This window comes from Paraburkholderia sp. SEWSISQ10-3 4 (assembly GCF_030464785.1).
GTDB lineage: Bacteria > Pseudomonadota > Gammaproteobacteria > Burkholderiales > Burkholderiaceae > Paraburkholderia > Paraburkholderia aspalathi.
In genome coordinates, this window is the sequence record NZ_JALPRI010000036.1 from 23,212 (window position 1) to 48,043 (window position 24,832).

Consider the following 24,832-nt stretch of genomic DNA (forward strand, 5'->3'; position numbering starts at 1 on the left):
TACGGCGTCATGCGGGTTCGAAATGGCGGTCACGGAATATCGGCTTGGGCGGTAAATAGGCAAATGCGGACAATGAATGCGGGCGATGAACGCGGCATTATCCCATCGTGCCGGCACGCACTGCACGCCGGTACAATCACGCGATGATTTCCCGCGACCTCACCTTCGTTCTCGGCGGCGCCCGTTCGGGCAAGAGCGTGCACGCCGAAAAACTGGCGAACGACAGCGCCCTACCCGTCACGTACATCGCCACCGCGCGCGTAGCCGACGACGCCGAATTCAGCGCGCGGATCGCGCATCATCGCGAGCGGCGTCCAGCGCATTGGGCTTTGCACGAAGCAGACGTGGATCTCGCCGGCGCCGTCACGCAAATCGACGCGCCGGGTCACTGCATTCTGATCGACTGCCTGACGCTGTGGCTCGCCAACCTGCTATGCCCACCTGACGGCGACGGCTTGCCGGTCGATCACTATCACACGCACTTTGCCGCTTTCGAAGCAGCGCTCATCAACGCCAGAGGCAAGATCATCGTGGTCAGCAATGAAATCGGTTTGGGCGTGGTGCCGCTCGGCGCCGAAACACGCCTCTATGTCGACGAACTCGGGCGGCTCAATCAGCGCATCGCCGCATTGAGCACCCACGTCACGATGATGGTCGCGGGCCTGCCGCTCACCTTGAAGACAGCAGGAGGCGCGTGATGCTGTCGCTGCCTTTGATCGTTACGCTGGCAACGGCAGGGGTCGCCGTCGACCGTTGGCTCGGTGAGCCGCGCACGGCGCATCCGCTGGTCGGCTTCGGCAAATGGGCGATGCGCCTCGAAACGCACTACAACACCGGCCGGCGCTTGCGTCTCAAGGGGCTGCTCGCCTGGTCGCTGACGGTGATGCCGCCGGTGCTGATCGCCTGGTGGCTCGTCTCCGTGCTGCCTTTTTTTGCGGCCTGCGCGGTGCATGTCGTGTTGCTGTGGTTCGCGCTCGGCGCACGCAGTCTGCACGATCACATTGCGCCGATCGCCGAGGCGCTGGCGCGGCGCGATCTGGCGCAAGCGCGCCTCTTGACCTCGCGCATCGTGTCGCGCGAAACCGCTCATGCCGACGAAGCGGCGCTGTCACGCGCCGCCGTCGAATCGGCGCTGGAAAATGGCAATGACGCGATCTTCGGCGCGCTGTTCTGGTTCGCGATCGCGGGCGGTCCGGGCGCACTGGGGTTCCGTCTGGCCAACACGCTCGATGCCATGTGGGGCTACCGCACGCCGCGCTATCTGCGCTTCGGCTGGGCCGCCGCGCGCATCGACGATGTGCTCAACTGGATTCCCGCGCGCCTTACAGCGGCGAGCTATGCCTTGCTCGGCGACACGCGCACCGCGCTGCGTTGCTGGCGCGAACAGGCGCCGCGTTGGGACAGTCCGAATGCCGGGCCGGTCATGGCGTCGGGTGCTGGCAGTCTGAACGTGTTGATCGGCGGGCCTGCGGTGTATCACGGTACGCTTGAACACAGGCCGACGCTTGGTTTCGGACACGCTGCGAAGGCCAGTCACGTTACGGCCGCATTGATGCTGGTCGAACGGACGGTCATTCTCTGGCTAGCTGTGCTGATCGTGCTGGCGTTGCTGAGTGTGCCCTTTCATGGTTGATCGAATGGTTGAGCGCACGACCAATTCCGGCACCACCTTCAATGCCGTGGTTCATGGCGGCAATCTGCACGAAGCGGCTGAGCGTTACGGCATTCCGTACGCGCAATGGCTCGACCTGTCGACGGGTATCAATCCGCACGGCTATCCGGTGCCGCCGGTTCCCGCCGATGCCTGGCGCCGCCTGCCCGACGACGGTGACGATTTTGCAGCCTGCGCTGCGCGTTACTATGGCGCGCCCGATGCAGCCCATGTGCTACCCGTCGCGGGCAGCCAGGCAGCGATTCGCGCACTGCCGGTGCTTTTGCCACGTGCCCGGGTTGGCATCGCGCCGCTCACATATAGCGAATATGCGCCCGCATTCGAGCGTGCTGGGCACGAGGTCGTGCCACTGGATGTGTCCTGGGACACTTTACCCGACGCGCTCACTCACGTTGTCGTCGTGAATCCTAACAATCCGACCGCTGAACATCTCAACGCCGACAAGCTGCTGCGCTGGCATAAGCAACTCATCGCACGCGGCGGCACGCTGCTGATCGACGAGGCATTCGCCGATACGATGCCTTCGGCGTCGCTCGCGGCAAGTACTCATCGCGATGGGTTGATCGTGCTGCGTTCGCCGGGGAAATTCTTCGGGCTCGCGGGTGTGCGCTCAGGTTTCGTACTCGGTGCGCCGTCTTTGCTCGACGCTTTGCGGCTTACGCTCGGGGCATGGACTGTCAGCGGCCCGGCTCGTCACGCCGTCAAAGCCGCGTTTGAAGACGTGGCGTGGCAGCAGCAGATGCGCACGCTGCTCGAAGCCGAGAGCGCCCGTCTGGTAAGTCTGTTGCAAGCACACGGTTTCGCCACGCACAGCACACCGCTCTTCGCATGGACCGACGACGCACGCGCCGCCGCCCTGCATGAAGCGTTAGCGCAACGCGGCGTGTGGACACGCCTCTTCACAGCAACGGGCAGCGTGCGTTTCGGGCTGCCTGCCAGCGACACGGAATGGACACGCTTTGAAGAGAGTCTGCGCGAGGCTGTTCGATGATTCGACTCGCGCGCTTCGTCATCGCCGCAGCACTTGGAGCGAGCACGTTGCACGCGCACGCCGCGATCACCGTCACCGACGACACCGGCGCGACCGTCACGCTGTCCGCTCCCGCACAACGCGTCATCAGTCTCGCGCCGCACGTCACCGAACTGCTGTACGCCGCGGGCGGTGGCGCGAAACTGGTCGGCGCCGTGTCCTACAGCGACTATCCACCCGAAGCGAAGCAACTGCCGCGTGTCGGCGACAACAAGGCGCTCGACCTCGAACGAATCGTCGCGTTGAAGCCCGATCTGATCGTCGTATGGCGGCATGGCAATGCGCAGCGCCAGCTCGATCGCCTTCGTGAGATGCATGTGCCGTTGTTTTTCAGTGAGCCGCATCATCTCGACGATGTTGCCGTGTCGCTATCGAAGCTCGGGCAATTGCTCGGCACCTCGCCGACCGCCGATACCGCAGCGGCGGCATACCGTCAGGACATCGCACGACTGCGTACGCACTATGCGGGCCGCCCGCCTGTCGGCGTGTTCTATCAGGTGTGGGATCAGCCGTTGATGACGCTCAACGGCGAACATATGGTCAGCGACGTGATCGCGCTATGCGGCGGCCGCAATGTGTTTGCGAAACTCGAACCGCTGGTGCCGACCGTCTCGACCGAAGCAGTGCTAGCCGCGAATCCGGAAGCGATCGTCACCGCGGCACCCGGCGCAACCAAACCGGACACCGCCTTGCCGCAACTCGATACATGGCGCGCGTGGCCGAGCCTTAAAGCAGTGGCGAACAACAATCTGTTCGCCATCGACGGCGATCTGATCAACCGGCCGGCGCCTCGTATAGCGCAGGGGGCAAAGCAAATGTGCGAAGACCTGGAGCTAGCGCGCTCGCGCAGGAAGAACGGCACGCAGTGATACCGCTGCGAAAGCTGTGAAGCAGGCAGCGCCGCGTTAGCGCGAGACGGCGTCCGCCCGCTTGAACGGCCAGTGTTCGAATTCGGAAAGCCGCAGCCGATAGCGCGCAACATTACCCAGGTAGAGTTGATCGAGATCGGACTGAATCGCATCGACGAACGAAGATACCTCCGCCGCATCCACCTGATTCTGTGCGAGCGTTTCAATCTCACCGCGCGTACCAGCAAGGCCGCCGCGAATCACCTCCTGCACGACCTGTATCAACGCATTGCGATACTTGAGGCGAAACGCGTCCGGCTCGCCGATAGATTGTCGAATCGCCAGATAACGCTGACACGAGCGCTCGTACGCCCAGATGAAGACATCGCGCAACAACTCGACGCGATTGGCCTCGTACACCCCGAGCGTGCCGTCGACGTAGGCCTTTGCGGGAACGTCGATGAACGACAGCGGACACAGATTCTGCCGGATCAGCGGGATATTCGCGGTCAGACGCGAGACCCGTTTGTTGACGTCTTCGAACGGCTGCAGATAGGGCAGATGCACCATGCTGAAGAAAGCCTGCTCGAAAGGATCGTCGATCTGGGCGGCCTTGTTCAACACCGCCTCGAAGCATTCCGCGATTTGCTGCGGTACGGCGAGCGGAAAAAATACGGTGCCGCTGATCTCCACTTCGCGCGCGCGCAAACGGCCGCTGGCGAACGGGTCGGACATCAGGTTGTCGGAGAGAATCGCGTGCAGATTCAGTACGGTGAATCGATTGAAGCCCACTTCGTCCGCGCTCTCGACGATCATTTCGATCGCGGCCTTGTGGTTCAGGATCATCTGCGTTTCCTGAGCGTCCTTGCCTTCCGCAATGTGCCCTTGCTCGATCAGCCGCACGGTGTCGAGCCGCGTGTAGGTATTGCCCTCGAGCCGCGACGACGCCCACGACAAATCGATCAGAAGCCGGCTCATGATGTCGCGTGCGTATGTGCCGGCCGGCCGCACATCCGCCGACGTGCGGCCCCATTCATGCAGCCGTTCACGCTGCGCTTGCGATAGATACGCATCCTGATTCGGACGATAGCGTTCGAGAAACGCACGGTTATAGCCGACCGGCCGGCGCTCGTGCAGCGGCCTGTTCACTTCCGCGCGCACCTCGAGGCCCGCACTCGATACGGGCACGTAGGCCTCGCCGGAAGTGCTTGCGCCAGCGATAGGCTGGGTGGGGGAAACAGCCACGGCAGGAGCCGCAGCCTGCTTGTAGGACACTGCCCGGCCGGCACCTTCCGAGACGATCCGGCCCGTTTCGAGCAACACGTCAAGACGACGTTGCAGCGTACGGCGTTGCATGGGATGGCGGCGCCCGGCAAGTGCCGCGGCAAGCGCACGAACGCCTCGCCCCTCGGCGCTTGCCGCGATGAGCTGCTCGATCAGATCCAGTTCCTGCTTGATGCCACTGCTGTTCATACGCGCCACCTCTTGCCAATGTGTCGCGATAACTCATAATCGCGACACTTTTCATGGCATTGTGGCACAAATCGCACGAATCGCGACACTTTTTTCGTCTAAAAGTGTCACTATTTCTGTTTTCGCGACAAATTCCCTGAAAAAGTGTCACGAATAAGGCTGGACTGACGCGATTCGGCGGACTGCGGGAACCAAGCTTCTTCCCTCACACATTCCACCTCACCAACGACCACTGCTGCGTCTCATCATCCCTGCGCAGCCAGACAATCCCCGCCATCTCCAACGACCAGCGCAGACAGCTTTCCACCGGCACCTCCAGCACCAGCGAAGCGATCACCCGTATGACGCCGGCATGCGTGACCACGTACGCGGGCGACAACTCGCGCGTCAGCGCAAACGCGTCGAACCACGCTCGCACCCGCGCGACGAATTGCGCGACGCTCTCGCCGCCATGCGCACGCGCGTGCTCGAAGTTGGCCGCCCAGGCGTCGAGCAGTTCGCGATCGATTGCGTCCCAACGCTGCTCCTCCCAATCGCCGAAATTCATTTCCTTCAGACGATCGTCGTGACTGAGCGCGCAACCGAAATCGTTCGCCATGACCGCAGCTAGTGTCGCGCAACGCGTCAACGGACTCGACATCAGCACACGCGGCGGCGGTATCTGCAAGGTCGCCAGTTTCAGCGCAAGAGCACTTGCCGATATCTCGACGTCTTCGGCGAGCGCTACGTCGCTGTGGCCGTAGCACACCCCTGAATCGAGCGCGACGGCAGGATGACGGATCAGGACGATATCCATGCGAGCCCCACGAGGTAGATGCTCAGTTCAAAGATCTGTTGCGCAAAGCCGAGGCAGTCGCCGGTGTAGCCACCAATGCGTCTGACGAAATAGCGGCCCAATGCAAAGCGCAACGCCACCAGTATGACAAGCGTCACGCAGGCGAAGCGCCAATTCGGCGAATCCAGCAAGTTCGGCCAGAACAACAAGGGCAGACCGAACACCGCGGCGCAGAGCAACGCGGGGCCGCTCAAGCGTTGCGCAACCGGTTTGGCTTTGCCTTCGGCTCGCACGTAGTCGAGTGTGGCCAGATAGCTGATGGCGAACACACGGCTCGCGGCATGCGCTGCAATCATCAGACTTGCGGCGCGCATCGGCGGCAACGCGGTGAGCGTTTGCCACTTCAGTGCTAGCGCAATCACGAGCGCGATGGCGCCGAAAGCGCCGATGCGCGAATCATGCATGATGCGCAACACGTCCTCGCGCGTATAGGCGCCACCGAACGCATCGACGCAATCGGCGAGTCCGTCCTCGTGAAATGCGCCGGTGACGAGAAGCGACACCGCCATCGACAGAAGCACCGCCACGCCCGCGGGAAAGACATGCAACGCCGCGAGATAGACCAGCGCGCTCAATCCACCGACCAATAGACCGACGAGCGGGAAATAACGCGCCGCCGCATTCAGATAGTGCGGCTCATAGCCGACCCAGCGCGGCACAGGCACGCGCGTGAAATAGCCGAGCGCCGTGAAGAAATAGCGGAGTTCAGCGAGCGGATTCATGAGTGAGCCGAACGCACGTTTCTGTATGACTGCGCTTCGTATAACGGCTCACGCATCGCGATTGGCGACACCGGCCGATTCGAAGCTGGCCATTTCGTTAATGAACGCCGCTGCTGCGCGCAGCAACGGCACCGCGAGTACCGCGCCGGTGCCTTCGCCGAGACGCATATCGAGCGAAAGCAACGGCAGCGCACCGAAATGATCGAGCATGCGCCGATGCCCCGCCTCATTCGACGCATGCGCGAACACACAATACTCGCGGACGTTCGGTGCGAACGCATCGGCCACCAGCAACGCCGAGGTTGCGATAAAACCGTCGACAAGGATCGTCATACGCGCTTGCGCGGCAGCAAGGTATGCCCCCACCATCATGGCGATTTCAAAGCCGCCGAAGGTGGCGAGCACGTTGAGCGGATCGCTGGACGCCGCGTGATGCGCGACTGCAGAGGCGAGTACGTTGCGCTTTTTTGCAAGCCCCGCGTTGTCGAGACCGGTCCCGCGGCCTACGCATTCGTCGATCGGCACGCCGCACAAGCGGCTCATCAGACACGCGGCCGACGACGTATTCGCAATCCCCATTTCACCGAAGCCGATCACATTCGTGCCGAGCGCCGCGTGATGCCGCACGCGAGCCGCACCCGCCTGCATCGCGGTCAGCGCCTGTTCGTGCGTCATGGCGGGTTCGTGCGCGAAGTTGCGCGTGCCGGCTGCGACCGGAATGTCGATGAGACCCTCCGTCGAAGGCAGCGGCGTGGCAATGCCTGAGTTGACCACTTCGAGCTCGACGCCGGAGACGCGGCTCAACGCATTGATCGCCGCGCCGCCCGTGAGAAAGTTAGCGACCATTTGCGCGGTCACCGCTTGCGGATACGGACTCACACCTTCCTGCGCAATACCGTGGTCACCGGCGAACACAATCATCGCAGGACGTGCGACCGTGGGGTGCGTCGTACGCTGGATCAGCCCCATCTGGCGCGCGAGCGTTTCCAGCCGCCCAAGACTGCCGGGCGGCTTGGTCTTGGTATCGATGATGTGTTGCAGTTCGGCACGCAGCGTTTGATCGAGCGGTTCGACTTCGGTCAATCCCGCCAATCCCGGCAATCCCGGCAATCCTGGTAAAGAAGTCATAGACGTTTCTAGAAAAGAGAGTGTTTTTATCAAGCGCTTAGCCTGCTGACGTGTCATGCGCCGCAGGCGATTCGTGACGCGAGCGCGGCGCGGGAATCAGCGCCTCATGCTCGCCGTCGCGAATCAGAATCAACGGATAGCCGAACGCACGGCTCGTCAGCGTCGGCGTTAGCACGTCGTGCACCGGCCCGGCATACGCGCCGCCGTTGCCGTCGAGCAGCAACGCATGCGTTGCGAAGCGGCGCGCCAGGTTCAAGTCGTGGCACGAAAACATCACTGTACGCCGAGGTTCGCGTGTCCAGGCGGTCAGCGCTTCGAGACAGTCGATCTGATGGTGCAGATCCAGATGCGAGAGCGGTTCGTCGAGCAGCAACAACGGCGCTTCCTGGCATAACACCCCCGCGAGCGCAACGCGTTGACGTTCGCCACCGGAAAGCGACAGCACGTCGCGCGCAGCGAATGCGGCGAGGCCCAAAACGTCCAGTGCGGCATGCGCGGCCGCGCGATCGGCCTCGCCCTCCCAACCCCAGCCGGTCAAATGCGGAAAGCGGTTCAGCATCACGATGTCGAGCACGGTCGCGCTGAAGGCGTCCGCAGCGCTTTGCGGCATCAGCGCGCGACGCTGCGCGAGCGGCAATGGCTGCCAGTCGGCGAGACGCACGCCGTCGAGTTCGACATGACCCGCCGATGGCTGCGCCAGACCGGCAAGCGTGGATAGCAAGGTCGTCTTGCCCGCGCCGTTGGGGCCCGCGATGCACCAGATCTCGCCCGCATAGAACGTATGCGTGAATGCGTCGAGTAAGGTGCGCATGCCCGCACGCAAGGTCAGGCGTTGCACGCTAAGCGCCGAATGCGGAGCGTTGTGTGCGTTCATCATCGGCGCCTGCGCAACAGCATCCACAGGAACACGGGCACGCCGACGATCGACGTGATCACGCCGACCGGCAATTGCGCCGGTGCGATCACCGTACGCGCAATCAGGTCCGCGCCCATCACCGCGACACCGCCACCGAGCGCCGCTGCGGGCAGCAGCATGCGCTGATCGTTGCCGAACGCGAGCCGCAACATATGCGGCACGACGAGCCCGACAAAACCGATCGTGCCGGCTGTGGTCACCGCCGCGGCTGCCGCCAGCGACGCCACCAGATACACGCGCAGGCGCAGCGGCATCACCGCAACACCGAGCGCCTGCGCGGCGGCATCGCCCCGCAGCAGCACGTTCAGACGCGGCGCAGCGGGTACGATCGCCATCAGCACGACGCCGAGCGCGGCGAGCGCTGTCCATGGCATCGCGCCGCCGTTCAGATCGCCGGTCAGCCAGAACAGCATGCCGCGCAGCCGATTGTCCGGCGCAAGGTTAAGCAACAGGGTAATGACCGCGCCCCAGCCGGCCGCGATTACCGCGCCGGTCAGCAGCAAACGCGGCGATGTATCCTGCGGCTCGCCCCGCCACAATTCACGGCGTGCGAGTCCGAGCACCAGCAGGATCGACACGAATGCGCCGGCGAATGCGCTGGCGTCGACGATCCACCACGCACAACCGGCGATCATCGCGACCAGCGCGAACGTCGCCGCGCCACCCGACACGCCTAATACGTAGGGCTCGGCCAACGGATTACGCAACAGCACTTGCAGCAACGCCCCCGCCAGCGCAAGCAACGCACCGCACGCGAAGCCGGCCAGCGCGCGCGGCAAACGCAGCGTGCGCACGATCTCGCCGGCAAGATCGCCGGACGCCACATGCGACGCGTGCGACGGCAGCAACGCCGCCAACACGCGCGCCGGCGCGAGCGACACACTGCCCAGTGCGAGCGACGCCATCAGCACAACCAGCGCGATTGCCGCGAGCACGAGCCAGATCGCGGCCGCGCGCTTTGCGCTCATCACGCGCAACGTGGTCGTGGGCATCGGGCTCGAGCTACGGTTCATCGGCGCGTTCTCGTGCAAGTACGTTCGTCATTGCTGCTGCCAACCGACCGTGACATACGCACCGCGCCGCAGCGAGTTATACGAGTAGGCCGTTTCATAGTCCTTGTTCAACAGGTTCTGGATCTGCGCGGCGACGTACCATGCCTTCGTGATGTTGTAGCGCGCCGACAGATTCACCACGCCGTAGCCGCCCAGCGTGCCGCTGCTATCTTCACGCGCGCCGCTGACGATCCACTCGCCGCCGACACGCCACCCTGCAATGCTGCGATTCACCGCCAGCGACGCGAAGCGCCTTGCACGCCGCACGAGATCGGTATCGCTATCGAGGTCGACAGGATTCTGCAGCGTTAGCGACGCGCGCACGTCGGTCTTGCCCATATGGCCGCTCCACGATCCTTCAAGCCCCTGCACCTTCGCACGGCCGACGTTCTCGGCCAAAAAGATGCCGGGCGTAACCTGCTCGTAGTCGATCAGATTCGAATAACGCGTCTGGAACGCGCTCAGACGCATCACGCCAAGCGCGTTCGATGCGTACTGCAACGCTGCTTCGATCGAATGGCTGCGCTCGGGCTGGATCGACGGATTGCCGCTGAGCGGATAGTACAGATCGTCGAAGCTCGGCGCGCGGAATGAATCCGAATAGCTTGCAGTCGCCTTCCAATGCTCGGTGATATCGAAACCGTAGCCGAGATAGTAACTGTTCGCCCCGCCGAAATCGGAATACTGATCGCGCCGCACGTTGGCCTGAATCTGATTGCGCCCAAAGCGCCCCGTGTAGCCGACAAAGCCCGAATCCACATGCCGGTCGGGCGCAGTGAATGTATCCGAGTCGAGGCTCTGATCCAGATGCTCATAGCCGACCTGCAGTTTCTGCTGCGCGGCGAGCGCAAAATCGTTCTGCCACGTGTACTGGCGATTGTCGGTATCGAAGCGGCCGTTGTAGATGCCGTTGGTATTCGCCACGCTGCGGTCGTCGCCTTCGGAAACGATGAAGTGCGTGGTCCACCGGTCGGTCAGTTTGCCGTTCGCGAACACCGACATCTGGCGCACTTTGCTGTAGAGGTTGTTCAGATCGGTCGGCACACCGTACGCGTTGTCATAGCTGTTATTGCCGTTCGATTGGAAATAGGTGACTCCCGCGTCCCACTTGTCGCTGAACTTGTGACGCAGCGAAGCCGAGATGCTTTCGTTCAGATAGCCGTTCGCGTTCGGATTCGCGTTGGGCGCCTGCGACGGATTGAGCGACGAGAAGCCGTCGTCTTTCGAACGCGCGAGCGAAATGCTGAAGGTGGTGTTGCCGTCTTTATCCAGCGAGCCGTTCACGCCGGCCTGCTGCGTCTGCGTGTGATAGCTGCCATAGCCCACCGAAAAATTGAAACGCGGCGGATGGTCGCCGCCGTCTTTGGTGAACACCTGCACCACGCCGCCAATTGCGCCGGAGCCGTAAAGCGCGGACACGTTGCCATTCACCACTTCGACGTGATCGATCTGGTCGAGCGGAATCTGCGCGAGTTGCGGCGCGCCCAGGCTCACGGAGTCGACCCGCACGCCGTCGATCAGCAAAAGCGATTGCGTCGACGACGCGCCGCGCAGAAACAGGCTCGTCGTGGAACCCGGACCACCGGTGCGCGAGATTTGCGCGCCGGGCGCGAGTTGCAGCAGGCCGGGCAAATCGGTCGCGGTCGTATCGGCGATGTCCTGCTGGTCGAACAGCGTGGTCTGCGGGATCGCATCGGCGAGCGGTTGCGGCCCGCGCTCCGCGGTCACGACAACGGGCGACAACACCGCGGCTGACGAACCGCTCGCCCCCGTATCGGCAGAAGAAGATGAAGACGGCGACGGAGAAGAAGCAGCTTGCGCATGCACGACGAGCGGCAGGCTCGCAAAGGCGAGCAACGCCGCGCGAGCGATAGGGGACAGCATGGGATGACATTCCTGTGGATAGCGTGCGCGGCCCGCTTCCCCGCGGGCCGATGCGTAACGAGGCGCCCGCGTTGTTTTACGTTTGCGCGGGAACGAGCCTCTCCCTCTGGCCGGTATCCGGGCTGGCGACACATCGATCCCGCCTTCCCACGCGTGACGCGCAGTGGCACACTCGCGTGTTAAGCATCAAACACGCGATCAGGATCGACCTGCATGACGAATGCGGTCGCTTACCGTTGCGGGGGCAGCGCAGGTTGGCGCGTTCAGGCGAAGCGCGCGCCCTGCTTCCCGTTTAACTGCGCACACTGTGGAAAAGCGCGCGCGGGCACCAAAGTGCGGCCAGTTTAGGAGCGGCCCTCGGGTCCGTCAAGAATGGTTAATCCGTGCGCAAACTGTTCTGTTAAGTGCAGGTTATTGTCCGATGCATGAGTTGTTTTTCATCATATGGTCGATAAAAGCCGGCACAAAGCGATGTTGTTACGTCTCGAAACGAGACAATTGTCGGAACCTGCGACATTCCGCGCTAAAATGCGATGTCTTTAGAGGACGCAGCAGATGCTCACCGAACTCGAAACACTTTCACAGAATATCGGCAAGCTGATCACGATCAGCCAACGCCACAATGAAGCGCGGCTCGCGCTCGAAGATCAGCTCGCCCAAACGCGTGCCGAAGCCGAGGCCACGCGCACGGAACTCGCGCTGATGCGCGAGGAGCGCGATGCGCTGCAGGCGGAACGCGACGCGCTGTCGGCAAAGATCGACGACGCACAGGTGCGCCTCAATGCGATCCTCGAAAAACTGCCGCGGGCCCGCGCGCACAGCGAGCCTGATAATCAGCTCGATCTGCTCGAGGCCGCGCCGCATGAGGAAGAAGCGGAGAGCGACGTCACCCGCCATGGAGAAAATGCATGACCACCAAGCAGATCGAAGTATCGATTCTCGGCGTGCCCTATCGTCTCGCCTGCTCGCCGGAAACTGAAGGCGCGTTGCTTGAAGCGGTTGCTCGCGTCGACGCCGAGATGTCGAAGATCCGCAATAGCAGCAACGTGCGCGGCACGGATCGCATTGCCGTCATGGCCGCGCTGTCGCTGGCATCAGAACTGCTTAAGCTGCAAAGCAGCGTGCGGCACGGAGAAGCATTTCCCGCTGAAGAAATCCGGCGTACAATGCACCAAATGAACGAGCAACTGGGTACTGTGATTCAGCAGTACAGCATGTAAAAGTATCTTGTAGCCGGTCCTGAGATCGGCTGCGGATTCAAACGAGGTGCATGAGCAAAGATTCATGCAAACGTCTTGAATTCAATCGGTTTGACTTCCCTGCCTGGTTCGCCAAGGTCATATATTCCTTGAACCAATGCCATGTGCACGGTTGTGGAAATTTGTAGCACGGGTGTGCGCGTCACTCTGTCTGATGTACCCGAAGTGCTGCTAACTGCGACCAATTCTGAACTCCCGGTTCAGGATGCCGGCCTAGCGGCTAAGGCGGGGACCTTATTCAAACGGCATCGGACTTCGGTTCGGTGCCGTTTTTCTTTGGGCCTCGATTTTTCTTGCTGTATCAAACCTTTAACGTTCAACTCGATTCATGCGCTACTGGCTAATGAAGTCCGAACCGGACGAAGCAAGCATCGACCATCTCGCAGAGGCACCGCACCACACGTTGCCGTGGACCGGCGTGCGCAACTATCAGGCGCGCAACTTCATGCGCGACATGATGCAGGTCGGCGACGGTGTGCTGTTCTATCACTCGAGTTGCCCGGAGCCGGGCATTGCGGGGCTCGCGGAGGTATCGTCCACCGCGTATCCGGACCCCACTCAATTCGACAAGAAGAGCCCCTACTACGACCCGAAGTCGTCGCAGGAAACGCCGCGCTGGCTACTCGTCGATGTTGTGTTCAAGAAGAAGATCCCCTTGATTCCGCTTGCCGCGCTGCGCGAGCATGAAGAATTGAAGGACATGCGTGTGCTCGTCAAAGGCAACCGCCTGTCGATCACACCGGTGACCGAAGCTGAATGGCGCTTCATCACCAAACGTCTTGTTTGACCTTGCATACGCGCACGTGACCCGTTGCCGCTTGTGTCACGCGCATGTCTGTGGCCGATGAACACAAACGTTCAGCAAACGTCAAATTAGGGAACCAAGCTCAGGTTACAAGCGCCTAACGGACTCGCAAACGTTGTGCCACGCGCATGGCGTTCGCTCCAATCGTGCACAACCTGTTCAAGCAAGGAGTCCAAGAATGACGAAAAACACCGCACGTGCACTCGCTCTCGCTCTCGTATGCGCCGCGCCTGCTGCGCTCGCGTTGACGCCGGCCATGGCCCGCGCGCAGGGCGTGACGCAATATCAACCCGCGGGCGTGCTGTCGCTGAATGCGCAAGCAAGCTCGGAAGTGCCGCAAGACGTCGTCGATATCACGCTGTTCTATGAGCAGGAAGCGAGTGATCCGTCCGTGCTCACCTCCACGCTGAACCAACGCGCCGATGCGGCGCTGCAAAAAGCCAAGGGCGTGAACGGCGTAACGGCTCGCACCGGCTCCTTCTCGATCTACCCGTCCACCGATCGTGACGGCCGCATTTCCGCATGGCGCGGCCGTACTGAAGTTGTGCTTGAATCGCACGACTTCGCCGCGGCGTCGAAGCTCGCGGGCCAGATGGCATCGATCATGCAGGTCGGCAACGTGCAGTTCTCGTTGTCGCCGGAAGCGCAGCGTGCCGCGGAGCAGAAGCTCACCGGCGAAGCCATCAAGTCGTTCCGCGAGCAAGCCGCTTCGTCGGCGCAGGCATTCGGCTACAACGGCTATTCGATTCGCGAGGTCAACGTCGGGCACAACGGTGTCATGCCGCGCCCAATGATGATGATGAGCGCACGCGCAATGGGTGCCGATGCGAAGGCATCCGCGCCGGTGCCGATCGAAGGCGGCACGTCGACTGTCACGGTCAATGTGTCGGGCTCGGTGCAGATGAAGTAACGCGTTTTACACCAGATGTCCTGCTGTAAAAGAAAAAGCCACGGCATGCCGTGGCTTTTTTTGTTGGCTTCTCACTACGATAAAACGTAGCGCTCAGTTTGCGCCGACTGGCTGCGCCGGTTCACGCCGCGCACGGCGATATGACCACACCAGTATCCCGATGCCGACGAGGATCATTGGCAGCGAGAGCCATTGGCCCATCGAGAGACCCATTGCCAGGAGCCCAAGGAAATCGTCCGGCTCACGCGCGAATTCCACCGTGAAACGCGCGAGACCGTAGCCGATCAGGAACACCGCGGAAATCGCGCCCAACGGCTTTGGTTTGCGCGAGAAGAAGAACAGCACGAAGAACAGCGCCACACCTTCGAGCGCGATCTCATACAACTCCGACGGATGACGCGGCAGCATGTGATATTGCGCGAACACTTCGTTCAGATGCCATTGCGCGGCCAGTTGCGGATGAGTGGTGAGCCACGTGGCGTCGTCCGGCGCGGCGCCTGGAAACAGCATTGCCCAGGGCGCCGACGGGTCGGTCACGCGGCCCCACAACTCACCGTTGATAAAGTTGCCGAGGCGCCCTGCTGCGAGCCCGGTCGGCACCATCGGCGCGACGAAATCGGTGACCTGCAGCCACGAGCGCTTGCGCTGATAGGCGAACAGCACCATTGCCAGCGTGACACCGAGGAAGCCGCCGTGAAACGACATACCGCCTTCCCACACCTTGAAGATGTCGAGCGGATGCGCGAAGTAAAAGCTCGCCTTGTAGAACAGCACATAGCCGAGCCGGCCGCCGAGGATCGTACCGAGCACGCCATAAAACAGCATGTCGTCGATATCTTTAGCGGTCCAGCCTTGCGCGGCGACGTACGGCAAACGCAGCCGCAAGCGGCCGACGACGATCGCCGCGATGAACGCAACGAGGTACATCAGTCCATACCAGCGCACAGCAAGCGGCCCCAGATGAATGGCAACGGGGTCGAAATTCGGGTGAATGAGCATCGTGTTGTTATGGGCAGTTCAGGTTCAGAAGCGGATTTCTAGTCGGGTTTCAAGTAGCAGCCGGCGGTGTGCGCATCATGCGGCGCATGCGTTGGACGGTTCCGCTTGCAATGCGTTCGCGGCAGCGGCTCACCTAAGCTCGCCTAAACACGAGGCGCCGCGAACTGCGCCTCCATGGTGGCCGCATGCGCCCGCACGATCTCGATGAAGCCGGCCAGCACCGGACTCACCTCCGCCGTGCGCCAGACCAAACCCGTCTCGATCGCCGGCACCGATTCGGAGAGCGGCCGGTACACGACACCCGTGCGGCGCAGATTACGCAACGATTGCGGCACCAGTGCGACGCCCATCCCGGCCGACACGAGGCTCACGATCGTCTGCATCTGGATCGCCTCCTGGCCGACCCGGGGCGCGAGGCCCGCCACGCCGTAGCAATCCATAATGATGTCATAAAAGCCTGGCGCCAGACGTCTTGGGAAGATCACGAGCGGCTCGTCGGCGACGTCGCGCAGGCTGATGGGCGTATCCAGCCACTCCGCGGGCGAGTCAACCCTGGAGCCCGCGGCACTGCCCACGCGCTTTGCCATGTCCGTCGACATCGCGATCACCAGCGGCTCGCGGGCGATCGGCAGCCACGAGAGCTGGGTGGCATGGCGCGACGGCAGCGGCGCGATCACAAGACCTGCGTCGATTCGCCCGGCCACCAGTTCGTCGATCTGCACGTCGCTGGTGGCTTCGGTCAGTTCGAGGCGCACCCGCGGATGGCGCGCGCCGAAATCACGCAGCAGTAGCGGCAGCAGGCCGTAATCCGCCGTTGAGACGAAAGCCAGCGAGAGCGCCCCGGCCTCGCCTCGCGCGAGGCTCTGCGCCAGCGGCCGCAGCCCCTCGGCGCTCGCCAGCAGGCGCTGCACTTCGGGCAACAGGTCAGCGCCCACCGGAGTCAGCTCCACCGAGCGCTTGGTGCGCGCGAACAACTCGACGCCGAGCGTGTCCTCCAGTGCCCGAATCGCCTGCGACAACGGCGGCTGCGTCATGGAAAGACGCACGGCTGCCCGCCCGAAGTGCTTTTCTTCGGCGACGGTCACGAAATAGCGCAACTGGCGCAGGTCAGGAATCGTAGGCAACATGATTAATACATTTTACGACCTAATCGAGCCTGAATAATATATTGGACACGCGCTTCGCAAAACTGCACCCTTGCGCAACGCGTCGGAACTAAACTGAACTGACCAGAACCGCCGTATCGGCCGACGCCGCCGGCAACGCATTGCAGCGTCACCGCAAGCCTCTGCGGCAGCACTTGAGTCCCGCACACGCAGCACGGATCAAAACAAAACAGATTGGAGTTCCCCATGGCATACAACCGTCGTTCGAAGAACATCACGCAAGGCGTGGCGCGCTCACCGAACCGCTCGATGTACTACGCACTCGGCTACGAAAAGGCCGACTTCGACAAGCCGATGATCGGCATCGCCAACGGCCACTCGACCATCACGCCGTGTAACGCCGGCCTGCAACGTCTGGCCGACGCGGCCGTCGCCGCGGTCAAGGGCGCCGACGCGAATCCGCAGATCTTCGGCACGCCGACGATTTCGGACGGCATGTCGATGGGCACCGAAGGCATGAAGTACTCGCTCGTGTCGCGCGAAGTCATCTCCGACTGCATCGAGACGTGCGTGCAAGGCCAGTGGATGGACGGCGTGGTGGTGATCGGCGGCTGCGACAAGAACATGCCGGGCGGCATGATCGGCATGCTGCGCACCAACGTGCCGAGCATCTACGTGTATGGCGGCACGATCCGTCCGGGCAACTGGAAGGGCACCGACCTGACCATCGTGTCCTCGTTCGAAGCCGTGGGCGAGTTCACGGCCGGCCGCATGTCGCAAGAAGATTTTGAAGGGGTCGAAAAGAACGCGTGCCCGTCTACGGGTTCGTGCGGCGGCATGTACACCGCCAACACGATGAGCTCGTCGTTCGAAGCGCTGGGCATGTCGCTGTTTTATTCGTCGACGATGGCCAATCCGGACCAGGAAAAGGTCGACTCGGCAGCCGAATCGGCACGCGTGCTGGTCGAAGCGGTCAAGAAGGATCTGAAGCCGCGCGACATCGTCACGAAGAAGGCGATCGAAAACGCCGTGGCCGTGCTGATGGCGACGGGCGGCTCGACCAACGCCGTGCTGCACTTCCTCGCCATCGCCCACGCGGCTGAAGTGGAATGGACCATCGAAGACTTCGAGCGCATGCGCAAGAAGGTGCCGGTGATCTGCAACCTGAAGCCGTCGGGCCAGTTCGTGGCGACCGATCTGCATAAGGCCGGCGGCATTCCGCAAGTCATGAAGATCCTGCTCGACGCGGGCCTGTTGCACGGCGATTGCATCACGATCACCGGCAAGACGATCGCCGAAGAGCTGAAGGACGTGCCGAGCAAGCCGCGCGCCGATCAGCAGGTGATTTTCCCGATCGAGCAGGCGCTGTACAAGGAAGGCCATCTGGCGATCCTGAAGGGCAACCTCGCCGTAGACGGCGCCGTCGCCAAGATCACCGGCCTGAAGAACCCGGTCATCACCGGCCCGGCCCGCGTGTTCGACGACGAGCAAAGCGCGCTGGAAGCGATTCTGGCCGACAAGATCGTCGCCGGCGACGTGGTCGTGCTGCGCTACCTCGGCCCGAAGGGCGGCCCCGGCATGCCGGAAATGCTCGCGCCGACCTCCGCAATCATCGGTAAGGGACTCGGCGAAAGCGTGGGCCTGATCACCGACGGCCGCTTCTCGGGCGGCACTTGGGGGATGGTGGTCGGTCACGTGGCGCCGGAAGCGTTCGTGGGCGGCACGATCGCGTTCGTGCAGGAAGGCGACTCGATCACGATCGACGCGCACAAGCTGCTTCTGCAGTTGAACATCGACGACGCCGAACTGGAACGCCGCCGCGCTGCATGGCAGCAACCGAAGCCGCGCTACACGCGTGGCGTGCTGGCGAAGTACTCCGCGTTGGCGCTGCCGGCCAACAAGGGCGCAGTGACGGGCTAAGCGGGCATTGAGCACACTACGCTGATCCGCCTCGATTCACCTCGATTCGCCGGGGCTAATGCGTAGCATCGCTCAACGCCATATCGGCTGCGTCAGTTACGAAAAAGCGCAAAGGGGCGCACGGGAAACCGTGCGCCCCTTTCCTTTTATAATGCGTGGACCACGAGTCGGGCATCTGCACCGACGGAGACCAGAATGAAATCAATGTCGTATGCAGCGCTCGCGTCGGCCAGCGTGCTGAGCGCTATGTTAGGCGCCGGCAGTCCGGCGGCGCACGCGGAGGTGCCCGCCGCCCTCGCGCTGGCTCAGCAAGAAAACTGCATGAGCTGCCACTCGGTGACGCGTCCATTCATGGGACCGGCGCTGCATGACGTCGCCTCGAAATATGCCGGCCGCGAAGATGCCGCCACCTATCTGAAGCACAAGATTCTGGATGGCAGCACGGGCGTGTGGGGCGCGGTGCCGATGCCCGCGAATACGCAACTCACGCCCGATCAGGCGGCTACGCTGGCGAGCTGGGTGCTGACGCTCAAATAATCACACGTAAACGAAGACTCAAATGAACACCGCTTGATGAAAGCGGTGAGAGCGCCCGTAGCGCGGCGCGCCCTCGGCCACGATCAGGCGCTGCCCGAGCGCCGCGCGATCTCCTGATCGACCGCTTCCCTGACCCAGCCGGTCAATTCAGTCTCCAGCGCCAGCGCCACTTCGCGCGTGATCTGGTTGACGAGCCAGGATGTGTGATCCTGCAACGCATCGCGGCAACGCGCTTCGATGACGCCGCGCCCATCTCCCGTCAGAAAACCCGCGAACCGTCCGCGCAGACGTTCGGCGATGACATCGGCATCGAGGTTCGGTTGCGGCTGCGTTTCATAAGCGATATCCGGCGGCACGATCGTACCCGCCTCGATCGGCGCATGCGGTTCAGCCCGATCGAAGACGCCTGCTGACGGCGCCATGGCCGGCTCATGCCCGTGCCGGTGATCGGAAGCGTGGTGTGCCCTCGAACGCTTTTTCGGGTGGGCGTGGTGCTCGGCCGGATGCGCTTCCTCCGACACGTGCGCGGGCTCCGGCGCGAGCGTCGGCTCCTTTGGCGCATGCTGGGATTCTGGCGCAGGCGCAGGCACCGGCTCAGGCTCGTGTGTGGGTTCCGGCGTAAGGACCGGTTCTTGCGCAGTGGCGCGATCGGACACTGGCTGGGTAGTCGGCGCCGCTGCGCCGCCCTCCGCCTGGCGCGCTTGGGCGGGATTGCCCGGCACGAGAATCTCGTTCAAAACCGGGATCGAACTATCGTTAGGATCGGACACGCGCGCTCTCCGTGTTTGAGTCCAAGCCGAGGCAGGCCGCGCGCGCGTCGAATCCATCCGACAAAAACATCACGCGACGCGGGCGAAATAGGACCCGGCTGGGGGCCTAACTGCCTTGCTTGTAGTTGTTCAAAGCATAGCCGCGATCGCGATAGAAACGATAGCGTTCGCGGCCAGCCGCGAGTTCGTCGTGTGCGTTACCGACCACTTCCAGCAATCTTTCGAAGCGGGCGAATTGCGCCGGCACCGTGGCGCCGAGATTGAGCAGCACCTGATGATGCGGCACATCATCGAGGTTCGAGGCCAGCACGATTGGCGTTTGCGCGGCAAGCGCCGTGCCCGCCATGCAGTGCGGCACGAAGTCGAGGGGTGAGAAGGTCCACAACTGCTCGTCGAAAGCCCGCAGACGCTCGGGCTCCGCCAGCACGATGGTCGGCTGGCCCGCCTGATACGCCTTGCGGATCAGGCGGCACGCATACAGCAGCGAATCGCCGACGTTCGAGTGAAAATCGATTCTCGTCATCGGCGGCTCCGCTTTGCGTCTACAGCAACGCCTGCAAGCTTACTGCAATGCGTCATTGTGCAGCGCGACCGTCCGCGGCCCTGTCGATCAGGAACTGCGCGAGCAAGGGCACCGGGCGGCCAGTGGCGCCCTTCGCCGCGCCGCTCTTCCACGCGGTGCCGGCGATGTCCAGGTGGGCCCACGGATACGCGTCAGTGAAACGCGACAGGAAGCACGCGGCCGTCACGCTGCCCGCCGGACGGCCGCCGATGTTGGCCAGATCCGCGAAGTTCGACTTGAGCTGATCCTGATACTCGTCGTCGAGCGGCAGGCGCCAGGCCGGGTCGGAGGCTTCACGCGAGGCATCGAGCAGCTCGCCCGCCAGCGCGTCGTCTTTCGAGAACAGACCGCTGTTGTGATGACCCAGAGCGATGATGCAGGCGCCGGTGAGCGTGGCGATGTCGATCACCGCCGCCGGCTTGAAACGCTCGGCATAGGTCAGCGCGTCGCACAGAATGAGCCGGCCCTCGGCGTCTGTGTTCAGCACTTCGATCGTCAGGCCCTTCATGCTGGTGACGATGTCGCCAGGCTTCGTGGCGGTGGCCGACGGCATGTTCTCGACGGCCGGGATGATGCCGACCACGTTGATTTTCAGGCCCATTTCGGCGACGGCGCGCAACGTGCCCAGCACCGAACCGGCGCCGCACATGTCGTACTTCATTTCGTCCATGCCTTCGCCCGGCTTCAGCGAAATGCCGCCGGTATCGAACGTGACGCCCTTGCCGACCAGCACCACCGGCGCGGCTTTCGCGGCGCCGCCCTGGTACTGCAGCACGATGAACTGGGCCGGTTCGACCGAGCCGGCCGTGACCGACAGGAACGAGCCCATCTTCAGGGCTTCGCACTGCTTTTCGCCGAGCACTTCGACTTTCAGCTTCCAGTCTTTGGCGAGCTTCTTCGCGGTGTTGGCAAGATAGGTCGGCGTGCAGACGTTGCTCGGCAGGTTGCCGAGGTCGCGCGTCAGATCCATGCCATTGGCGAGCGCTGCGCCCTGCTTGGCCGCGAGCTTGGCGGCCTTCTCGTCGCCGGTGTTGACGCTGAACACGATGCGCTTCAGGGCGCGCGGCGCGTTGTCCGGCTTGCTCTTCATCTGCGTGAAGCGGTAGCTCAGTTCGCGCAGCGCGAGGATCGCGGCGCGCACGCCCCAATCGACCGAGCGCTCGAGGATTGGCAGTTGGGCGAGCGTGAAGGTGACCTGGACGATCTTGGTGCCGAGCAGTGCGCGCCAGGCGGCCCGCACGGCTTCGCCGTAGGCTTTCTGGCTGAAAGCATCCTGCTTGCCGAGGCCGACCAGCAGCACGCGCGAAGCGCCGATGCCTGAGACTTCGTGCAGGAACAGGGTGGTGCCGGCCTTGCCGTCCATGTCGCCGGCCTTGATGATGCGGGTCAGGAGGCCCTTGGTGGCCGCGTCGATCTCCAGCGCAGCGCCCGAGAGCGTTTGCGACTCGAACACGCCGATTACGATGCAATCGGATTTCCCGGTCAGGAAACCGTTTGACGAGCCTTTGGTCCAATCACAGGCTTTTATGCTAAAGTCCATCGCGCTTGTCCTCGGATAAAATCTGGGCTTAGGATGAAAGCCGCAATTATCCGCTATTTTTCCCGCGGCGGCTGCACCGGAGGCGTGACGGGAACCAATCCGTACGTCACCGAGAGCGCCCCACCTCATCATCAATAATGATCTTCGAACGCTCCCTCCAGCGCGAACTCGCGTATACGGCTGGTGCCGTGTTCATGGTTCTCCTCACGCTCGTGCTAACGACGATGATGATCCGCATCGTCGGCCTCGCGGCCTCGGGCGAGATCGACCCGCGCGACGTGCTGGTCCTGATCGGCCTGACTGTGATCGGCTACCTGGCGATCATGCTCGTCGCGACCCTGTTCGTGTCGATCCTGTTCGTCCTGACACGCTGGTACAAAGACTCCGAGATGGTCGTGTGGCTGTCCTCCGGGGTCAGCCTGACGCAATTCATCAAGCCGATCGCCATTTTTTCCACGCCGATCATCATCCTCATCATGTTCTTCGTGTTCGTCGGCTGGCCGTGGTCGAACCAGCAGAACAAGCTGCTGCGCGCGCGTTTCCAGCAGCGCGACGAAGTCTCGCTGCTCGCGCCGGGTCAATTCCGCGAGTCGGCCACCAACCACCGCGTGTTCTTCATCGAGAAGATGTCGCCCGACCAGGCGCGTGTCGAGAACGTCTTCGTGACCAGTACGGAGAACGGCAAGGTCAACGTGGTCGTGTCGAAAACCGGCCACACCGAAACTCATAAGAACGGCGACCGCTTTGTCGTGCTGGAAAACGGCCGCCGCTATGACGGCGAACCGGGCCACCCTGATTTCCGCATCATGGAATTCGAACGCTACGGCCTGAAGATCCAGAGCCAGCCGGTCGTCAATACGCCCACTACCACCAGCTTGCCCACGTTGACGCTCCTGCGTAACCCTACCGATGAAAATCTCGCCGAGTTCGCCTGGCGCGCGGGGCTGCCGCTGATCGCGATCAATCTGATGCTGCTGGCGATTCCGCTCGCGCACCAGAACCCGCGGCGCAGCCGCACGATCAATCTGGTGATGGCCGTCCTGATCTATCTGACGTATTCCAATCTGTTGAACGTCGTGCAGTCGTGGATCGAGCAAGGCAGGATGTCGTTCGCGGCTGGACTGGTGGGCCTGCACGTTGTCGTGGCGGTGATCGTCGCGTTCATCTTCTGGCTGCGCGTGCGCAACCGGCCGCTGTTCACGCGGGCGATGTTCAGCCGTTCGCAGGGGAGCTGACCGATGCGCATCTATGAAAGGTACTTCGCGCGTCAGATCTATCTCACGTTCATCTTCATTCTGTTTGCGTTTTCGGGTCTGTTCTTCTTCTTCGACCTGATCAACGAACTGAATTCCGTCGGCCACGGTAACTACAAGTTCCAGTACGCGGTGCTGCGCGTCGCGCTGCAAACGCCGTCGCGCTTCTACGAAATCATTCCGGTTGCTGCGTTGATCAGCGCAATCTACGTGTTCGCGCAGATGGCGGCGAACTCCGAGTACACGATTTTTCGCGTGTCCGGCCTCGCCACCAATCAGGCGCTGCGCTCGCTCATGAAGATCGGCATTCCGCTGGTGTTCCTGACTTACCTGATCGGCGAAGTGGTCGGCCCGTACACGGATCAGTTGTCGGAACGCGTGCGGCTTGAGGCGTTGGGGTCGTCGGTATCGAGCAACTTCGAGTCGGGCGTGTGGGTGAAGGACACGCTCACGGCGCGCGCGGACGGCGAGCAGGTGACGCGCTTCGTCAACGTCGGCGAATTGAAGCCGGACGCGACGATCAGCAACGTGCGCATTTACGAATTCGATTCGCAGTTCCGTCTCTCGAACGTACGGATTGCGAAGAGCGGCACGTATCAGCCGCCAGGTCATTGGCAGCTGACCGATGTGACGGACACGCAACTGATCGACGTCCCCCCTCCTGCGGGCACGCCGGCAGATGCATTGAATCCGGTGTACCGTGCAAAGCAGGTGGCGTTGCCGGCGTATTCGCTGCGTTCGGAACTGACGCCGCAGATCTTGTCGGTGCTGTTGGTGTCGCCGGACCGGATGTCGATGTTCAACCTGTTCCGCTACATCCAGCATTTGACCGAGAATCATCAGGACACGCAGCGGTATGAAATTGCGCTGTGGCGCAAGCTGCTGTATCCGTTTGCGGTGTTCGTGATGCTGGTGTTGTCGTTGCCGTTTGCGTATCTGCATACGCGTGCCGGCGTGGTGGGGGTGAAGGTTTTCGGCGGGATCATGCTGGGGATGAGTTTCCAGCTGTTCAATACGCTGTTCTCGCATATCGGCACGTTGAATACGTGGCCTGCGCCGTTGACCGCGGCTACGCCTGGGCTTGTTTATCTCGTGCTCGGGCTGGTCGGGTTGAAGTGGGTTGATCGCCATTAGGGGCCTTTGTCATGGCTACGCATGGACTTGTTTTGTTTGCGCATGGCGCAAGGGATGTGCGGTGGCGGGAGCCGTTTGAGAGGCTTGCTGAGAAGGTTCGCGCTGCGCGCGGCTCTGATGCCGGGGCGGTTTTGTTGGCTTTTCTTGAGTTGATGGAGCCGGATTTGCCTACTGCTGTTGGGGATCTTGTCTCCGACGGGTGTTCTGTTGTGACTGTTGTGCCTGTGTTTTTTGGGCAAGGTGGGCATGTGCGGAGGGATCTGCCGGAGGTGATTGAGAGGTGTCGGGGGGTGTATCCAGCTGTCGAGATTCGGTGTGCTGTTGCCGTTGGCGAGGATGAAGGGGTGTTGGATGCTGTTGCTGGGTATTGCCTTCGGCAGGGTTGATTTTTTGCCTGTGCGGCGCTTTTGTCCGTGCTCTTAGGGTTTTGGCCTTTCCTTGTTTTGTTAGTGGTCTATTAGCGTTGCCCCTGTGCGG

Annotated in this window: 25 protein-coding genes, 1 other RNA gene and 1 riboswitch; of the genes, 14 read left to right on the forward strand and 12 right to left on the reverse strand. The window is 62.4% G+C overall.

Annotation, left to right across the window (positions count from 1 at the left end; translation table 11 throughout):
* The first annotated feature begins 143 nt into the window (after positions 1 to 143).
* The 4 genes from cobU to M0D68_RS35400 are packed head-to-tail and all read left to right on the forward strand — an operon-like array spanning position 144 to position 3,571.
* Positions 144 to 698 (forward strand): bifunctional adenosylcobinamide kinase/adenosylcobinamide-phosphate guanylyltransferase, encoded by a 555-nt coding sequence (gene cobU, locus M0D68_RS35385; RefSeq protein ID WP_211703052.1) that lies wholly within the window; start codon positions 144 to 146, stop codon positions 696 to 698.
* On the forward strand, positions 698 to 1,633 hold the full coding sequence (gene cbiB / locus M0D68_RS35390; RefSeq protein ID WP_266226785.1) for an adenosylcobinamide-phosphate synthase CbiB: 936 nt from the start codon (positions 698 to 700) through the stop codon (positions 1,631 to 1,633). The genes cobU and cbiB overlap by 1 nt, the downstream gene beginning before the upstream one ends.
* Positions 1,626 to 2,663: a threonine-phosphate decarboxylase CobD gene (gene cobD / locus M0D68_RS35395; RefSeq protein ID WP_266226787.1), complete on the forward strand. Its 1,038-nt coding sequence runs from the start codon at positions 1,626 to 1,628 to the stop codon at positions 2,661 to 2,663. The genes cbiB and cobD overlap by 8 nt, the downstream gene beginning before the upstream one ends.
* The gene (locus tag M0D68_RS35400; RefSeq protein ID WP_256456168.1) at positions 2,660 to 3,571 is read left to right on the forward strand and encodes a cobalamin-binding protein; all 912 of its coding nucleotides are present in this window, start codon (positions 2,660 to 2,662) and stop codon (positions 3,569 to 3,571) included. Before cobD ends, M0D68_RS35400 begins: the two co-directional genes overlap by 4 nt.
* A gap of 36 nt (positions 3,572 to 3,607) precedes the next feature.
* Here M0D68_RS35400 and M0D68_RS35405 read toward each other — a convergent pair whose 3' ends face one another.
* The 7 genes from M0D68_RS35405 to M0D68_RS35435 form a co-directional block, all read right to left on the reverse strand.
* Positions 3,608 to 5,023, reverse strand: a complete 1,416-nt coding sequence (locus M0D68_RS35405) for a Fic family protein (RefSeq protein ID WP_266226788.1) — start codon at positions 5,021 to 5,023, stop codon at positions 3,608 to 3,610.
* 205 nt (positions 5,024 to 5,228) lie between these two features.
* The gene (gene cobC, locus M0D68_RS35410) at positions 5,229 to 5,819 is read right to left on the reverse strand and encodes an alpha-ribazole phosphatase (RefSeq protein WP_200618758.1); all 591 of its coding nucleotides are present in this window, start codon (positions 5,817 to 5,819) and stop codon (positions 5,229 to 5,231) included.
* Complete coding sequence (locus tag M0D68_RS35415) at positions 5,804 to 6,580, reverse strand: adenosylcobinamide-GDP ribazoletransferase (protein WP_200650725.1); 777 nt, start codon at positions 6,578 to 6,580, stop codon at positions 5,804 to 5,806. Before M0D68_RS35415 ends, cobC begins: the two co-directional genes overlap by 16 nt.
* Positions 6,581 to 6,628: 48 nt before the next feature.
* Positions 6,629 to 7,708, reverse strand: a complete 1,080-nt coding sequence (gene cobT / locus M0D68_RS35420) for a nicotinate-nucleotide--dimethylbenzimidazole phosphoribosyltransferase (protein WP_266226789.1) — start codon at positions 7,706 to 7,708, stop codon at positions 6,629 to 6,631.
* 37 nt (positions 7,709 to 7,745) lie between these two features.
* Positions 7,746 to 8,585, reverse strand: coding sequence for an ABC transporter ATP-binding protein (locus M0D68_RS35425; protein ID WP_093636610.1), 840 nt, complete (start codon positions 8,583 to 8,585; stop codon positions 7,746 to 7,748).
* A complete protein-coding gene (locus M0D68_RS35430) occupies positions 8,582 to 9,637 on the reverse strand; it encodes an iron ABC transporter permease (protein ID WP_266226790.1) in 1,056 nt (351 codons plus the stop codon). Before M0D68_RS35430 ends, M0D68_RS35425 begins: the two co-directional genes overlap by 4 nt.
* A 27-nt stretch (positions 9,638 to 9,664) precedes the next feature.
* Positions 9,665 to 11,560 carry a TonB-dependent receptor gene (locus M0D68_RS35435; protein ID WP_266226791.1) on the reverse strand — a complete coding sequence of 632 codons (1,896 nt, stop codon included), beginning with the start codon at positions 11,558 to 11,560 and terminating at the stop codon, positions 9,665 to 9,667.
* 90 nt (positions 11,561 to 11,650) lie between these two features.
* Positions 11,651 to 11,908: riboswitch (cobalamin riboswitch) on the reverse strand.
* A gap of 207 nt (positions 11,909 to 12,115) precedes the next feature.
* On the opposite strand from M0D68_RS35435, the gene M0D68_RS35440 reads away from it, so the two are divergent.
* The 5 genes from M0D68_RS35440 (at position 12,116) to M0D68_RS35460 (ending at position 14,534) form a co-directional block, all read left to right on the forward strand.
* Positions 12,116 to 12,472 (forward strand): hypothetical protein, encoded by a 357-nt coding sequence (locus M0D68_RS35440; RefSeq protein WP_054035121.1) that lies wholly within the window; start codon positions 12,116 to 12,118, stop codon positions 12,470 to 12,472.
* Positions 12,469 to 12,780, forward strand: a complete 312-nt coding sequence (locus tag M0D68_RS35445) for a cell division protein ZapA (protein ID WP_054035122.1) — start codon at positions 12,469 to 12,471, stop codon at positions 12,778 to 12,780. The genes M0D68_RS35440 and M0D68_RS35445 overlap by 4 nt, the downstream gene beginning before the upstream one ends.
* Positions 12,781 to 12,873: 93 nt before the next feature.
* Positions 12,874 to 13,055, forward strand: a non-coding RNA gene (gene ssrS / locus M0D68_RS35450) — 6S RNA.
* 92 nt (positions 13,056 to 13,147) lie between these two features.
* Positions 13,148 to 13,606, forward strand: a complete 459-nt coding sequence (locus M0D68_RS35455) for an EVE domain-containing protein (protein WP_054035123.1) — start codon at positions 13,148 to 13,150, stop codon at positions 13,604 to 13,606.
* A 196-nt stretch (positions 13,607 to 13,802) separates the two neighbouring features.
* Positions 13,803 to 14,534, forward strand: coding sequence for an SIMPL domain-containing protein (locus tag M0D68_RS35460; protein ID WP_093636208.1), 732 nt, complete (start codon positions 13,803 to 13,805; stop codon positions 14,532 to 14,534).
* Between the two features lie 93 nt (positions 14,535 to 14,627).
* Here the strand turns inward: M0D68_RS35460 and lgt are convergent, their stop codons facing one another.
* Entirely contained in the window at positions 14,628 to 15,533 is a 906-nt protein-coding gene (gene lgt / locus M0D68_RS35465; RefSeq protein ID WP_256456164.1) for a prolipoprotein diacylglyceryl transferase, read from the reverse strand.
* A 143-nt stretch (positions 15,534 to 15,676) separates the two neighbouring features.
* Complete coding sequence (locus tag M0D68_RS35470) at positions 15,677 to 16,660, reverse strand: LysR family transcriptional regulator (RefSeq protein WP_200650721.1); 984 nt, start codon at positions 16,658 to 16,660, stop codon at positions 15,677 to 15,679.
* Positions 16,661 to 16,885: 225 nt separating this feature from the next.
* On the opposite strand from M0D68_RS35470, the gene ilvD reads away from it, so the two are divergent.
* Entirely contained in the window at positions 16,886 to 18,559 is a 1,674-nt protein-coding gene (gene ilvD / locus M0D68_RS35475) for a dihydroxy-acid dehydratase (RefSeq protein ID WP_200564325.1), read from the forward strand.
* Positions 18,560 to 18,754: 195 nt separating this feature from the next.
* Positions 18,755 to 19,096: a c-type cytochrome gene (locus tag M0D68_RS35480; RefSeq protein ID WP_200618767.1), complete on the forward strand. Its 342-nt coding sequence runs from the start codon at positions 18,755 to 18,757 to the stop codon at positions 19,094 to 19,096.
* Between the two features lie 83 nt (positions 19,097 to 19,179).
* Here M0D68_RS35480 and M0D68_RS35485 read toward each other — a convergent pair whose 3' ends face one another.
* From M0D68_RS35485 to M0D68_RS35495, 3 genes are all read right to left on the reverse strand, one after another.
* Positions 19,180 to 19,866, reverse strand: a complete 687-nt coding sequence (locus tag M0D68_RS35485; protein WP_266226792.1) for a DUF2486 family protein — start codon at positions 19,864 to 19,866, stop codon at positions 19,180 to 19,182.
* Between the two features lie 106 nt (positions 19,867 to 19,972).
* Complete coding sequence (locus tag M0D68_RS35490; RefSeq protein WP_211705763.1) at positions 19,973 to 20,389, reverse strand: DNA polymerase III subunit chi; 417 nt, start codon at positions 20,387 to 20,389, stop codon at positions 19,973 to 19,975.
* Between the two features lie 52 nt (positions 20,390 to 20,441).
* Positions 20,442 to 21,968 carry a leucyl aminopeptidase gene (locus M0D68_RS35495; protein ID WP_266226793.1) on the reverse strand — a complete coding sequence of 509 codons (1,527 nt, stop codon included), beginning with the start codon at positions 21,966 to 21,968 and terminating at the stop codon, positions 20,442 to 20,444.
* A gap of 137 nt (positions 21,969 to 22,105) precedes the next feature.
* Between M0D68_RS35495 and lptF the strand changes: the two genes are divergently transcribed.
* From lptF to M0D68_RS35510, 3 genes are read left to right on the forward strand one after another with little or no spacing between them, the layout of a single operon-like run.
* Complete coding sequence (gene lptF / locus M0D68_RS35500) at positions 22,106 to 23,203, forward strand: LPS export ABC transporter permease LptF (RefSeq protein ID WP_093636190.1); 1,098 nt, start codon at positions 22,106 to 22,108, stop codon at positions 23,201 to 23,203.
* A gap of 3 nt (positions 23,204 to 23,206) precedes the next feature.
* Positions 23,207 to 24,355 carry an LPS export ABC transporter permease LptG gene (lptG, locus tag M0D68_RS35505; RefSeq protein ID WP_054035129.1) on the forward strand — a complete coding sequence of 383 codons (1,149 nt, stop codon included), beginning with the start codon at positions 23,207 to 23,209 and terminating at the stop codon, positions 24,353 to 24,355.
* Positions 24,356 to 24,366: 11 nt separating this feature from the next.
* A complete protein-coding gene (locus M0D68_RS35510) occupies positions 24,367 to 24,741 on the forward strand; it encodes a sirohydrochlorin chelatase (protein ID WP_211705762.1) in 375 nt (124 codons plus the stop codon).
* The last annotated feature ends 91 nt before the right edge of the window (positions 24,742 to 24,832 follow it).

Excerpts from the sequence above, each read along its gene's own strand:
- lgt (WP_256456164.1), bottom strand. The coding sequence starts at position 15,533 with ATGCTCATTCACCCGAATTTCGACCCCGTTGCCATTCATCTGGGGCCG.
- ilvD (WP_200564325.1), top strand. The coding sequence starts at position 16,886 with ATGGCATACAACCGTCGTTCGAAGAACATCACGCAAGGCGTGGCGCGC.
- M0D68_RS35440 (WP_054035121.1), top strand. The coding sequence starts at position 12,116 with ATGCTCACCGAACTCGAAACACTTTCACAGAATATCGGCAAGCTGATC.
- lptG (WP_054035129.1), top strand. The coding sequence starts at position 23,207 with ATGCGCATCTATGAAAGGTACTTCGCGCGTCAGATCTATCTCACGTTC.
- M0D68_RS35510 (WP_211705762.1), top strand. The coding sequence starts at position 24,367 with ATGGCTACGCATGGACTTGTTTTGTTTGCGCATGGCGCAAGGGATGTG.
- M0D68_RS35415 (WP_200650725.1), bottom strand. The coding sequence starts at position 6,580 with ATGAATCCGCTCGCTGAACTCCGCTATTTCTTCACGGCGCTCGGCTAT.
- M0D68_RS35445 (WP_054035122.1), top strand. The coding sequence starts at position 12,469 with ATGACCACCAAGCAGATCGAAGTATCGATTCTCGGCGTGCCCTATCGT.
- M0D68_RS35400 (WP_256456168.1), top strand. The coding sequence starts at position 2,660 with ATGATTCGACTCGCGCGCTTCGTCATCGCCGCAGCACTTGGAGCGAGC.
- M0D68_RS35480 (WP_200618767.1), top strand. The coding sequence starts at position 18,755 with ATGAAATCAATGTCGTATGCAGCGCTCGCGTCGGCCAGCGTGCTGAGC.
- M0D68_RS35405 (WP_266226788.1), bottom strand. The coding sequence starts at position 5,023 with ATGAACAGCAGTGGCATCAAGCAGGAACTGGATCTGATCGAGCAGCTC.
- M0D68_RS35495 (WP_266226793.1), bottom strand. The coding sequence starts at position 21,968 with ATGGACTTTAGCATAAAAGCCTGTGATTGGACCAAAGGCTCGTCAAAC.
- M0D68_RS35430 (WP_266226790.1), bottom strand. The coding sequence starts at position 9,637 with ATGAACCGTAGCTCGAGCCCGATGCCCACGACCACGTTGCGCGTGATG.
- M0D68_RS35470 (WP_200650721.1), bottom strand. The coding sequence starts at position 16,660 with ATGTTGCCTACGATTCCTGACCTGCGCCAGTTGCGCTATTTCGTGACC.
- M0D68_RS35460 (WP_093636208.1), top strand. The coding sequence starts at position 13,803 with ATGACGAAAAACACCGCACGTGCACTCGCTCTCGCTCTCGTATGCGCC.
- M0D68_RS35490 (WP_211705763.1), bottom strand. The coding sequence starts at position 20,389 with ATGACGAGAATCGATTTTCACTCGAACGTCGGCGATTCGCTGCTGTAT.
- cobU (WP_211703052.1), top strand. The coding sequence starts at position 144 with ATGATTTCCCGCGACCTCACCTTCGTTCTCGGCGGCGCCCGTTCGGGC.
- M0D68_RS35455 (WP_054035123.1), top strand. The coding sequence starts at position 13,148 with ATGCGCTACTGGCTAATGAAGTCCGAACCGGACGAAGCAAGCATCGAC.
- cbiB (WP_266226785.1), top strand. The coding sequence starts at position 698 with ATGCTGTCGCTGCCTTTGATCGTTACGCTGGCAACGGCAGGGGTCGCC.
- cobC (WP_200618758.1), bottom strand. The coding sequence starts at position 5,819 with ATGGATATCGTCCTGATCCGTCATCCTGCCGTCGCGCTCGATTCAGGG.
- M0D68_RS35425 (WP_093636610.1), bottom strand. The coding sequence starts at position 8,585 with ATGATGAACGCACACAACGCTCCGCATTCGGCGCTTAGCGTGCAACGC.
- cobT (WP_266226789.1), bottom strand. The coding sequence starts at position 7,708 with ATGACTTCTTTACCAGGATTGCCGGGATTGCCGGGATTGGCGGGATTG.
- lptF (WP_093636190.1), top strand. The coding sequence starts at position 22,106 with ATGATCTTCGAACGCTCCCTCCAGCGCGAACTCGCGTATACGGCTGGT.
- cobD (WP_266226787.1), top strand. The coding sequence starts at position 1,626 with ATGGTTGATCGAATGGTTGAGCGCACGACCAATTCCGGCACCACCTTC.
- M0D68_RS35435 (WP_266226791.1), bottom strand. The coding sequence starts at position 11,560 with ATGCTGTCCCCTATCGCTCGCGCGGCGTTGCTCGCCTTTGCGAGCCTG.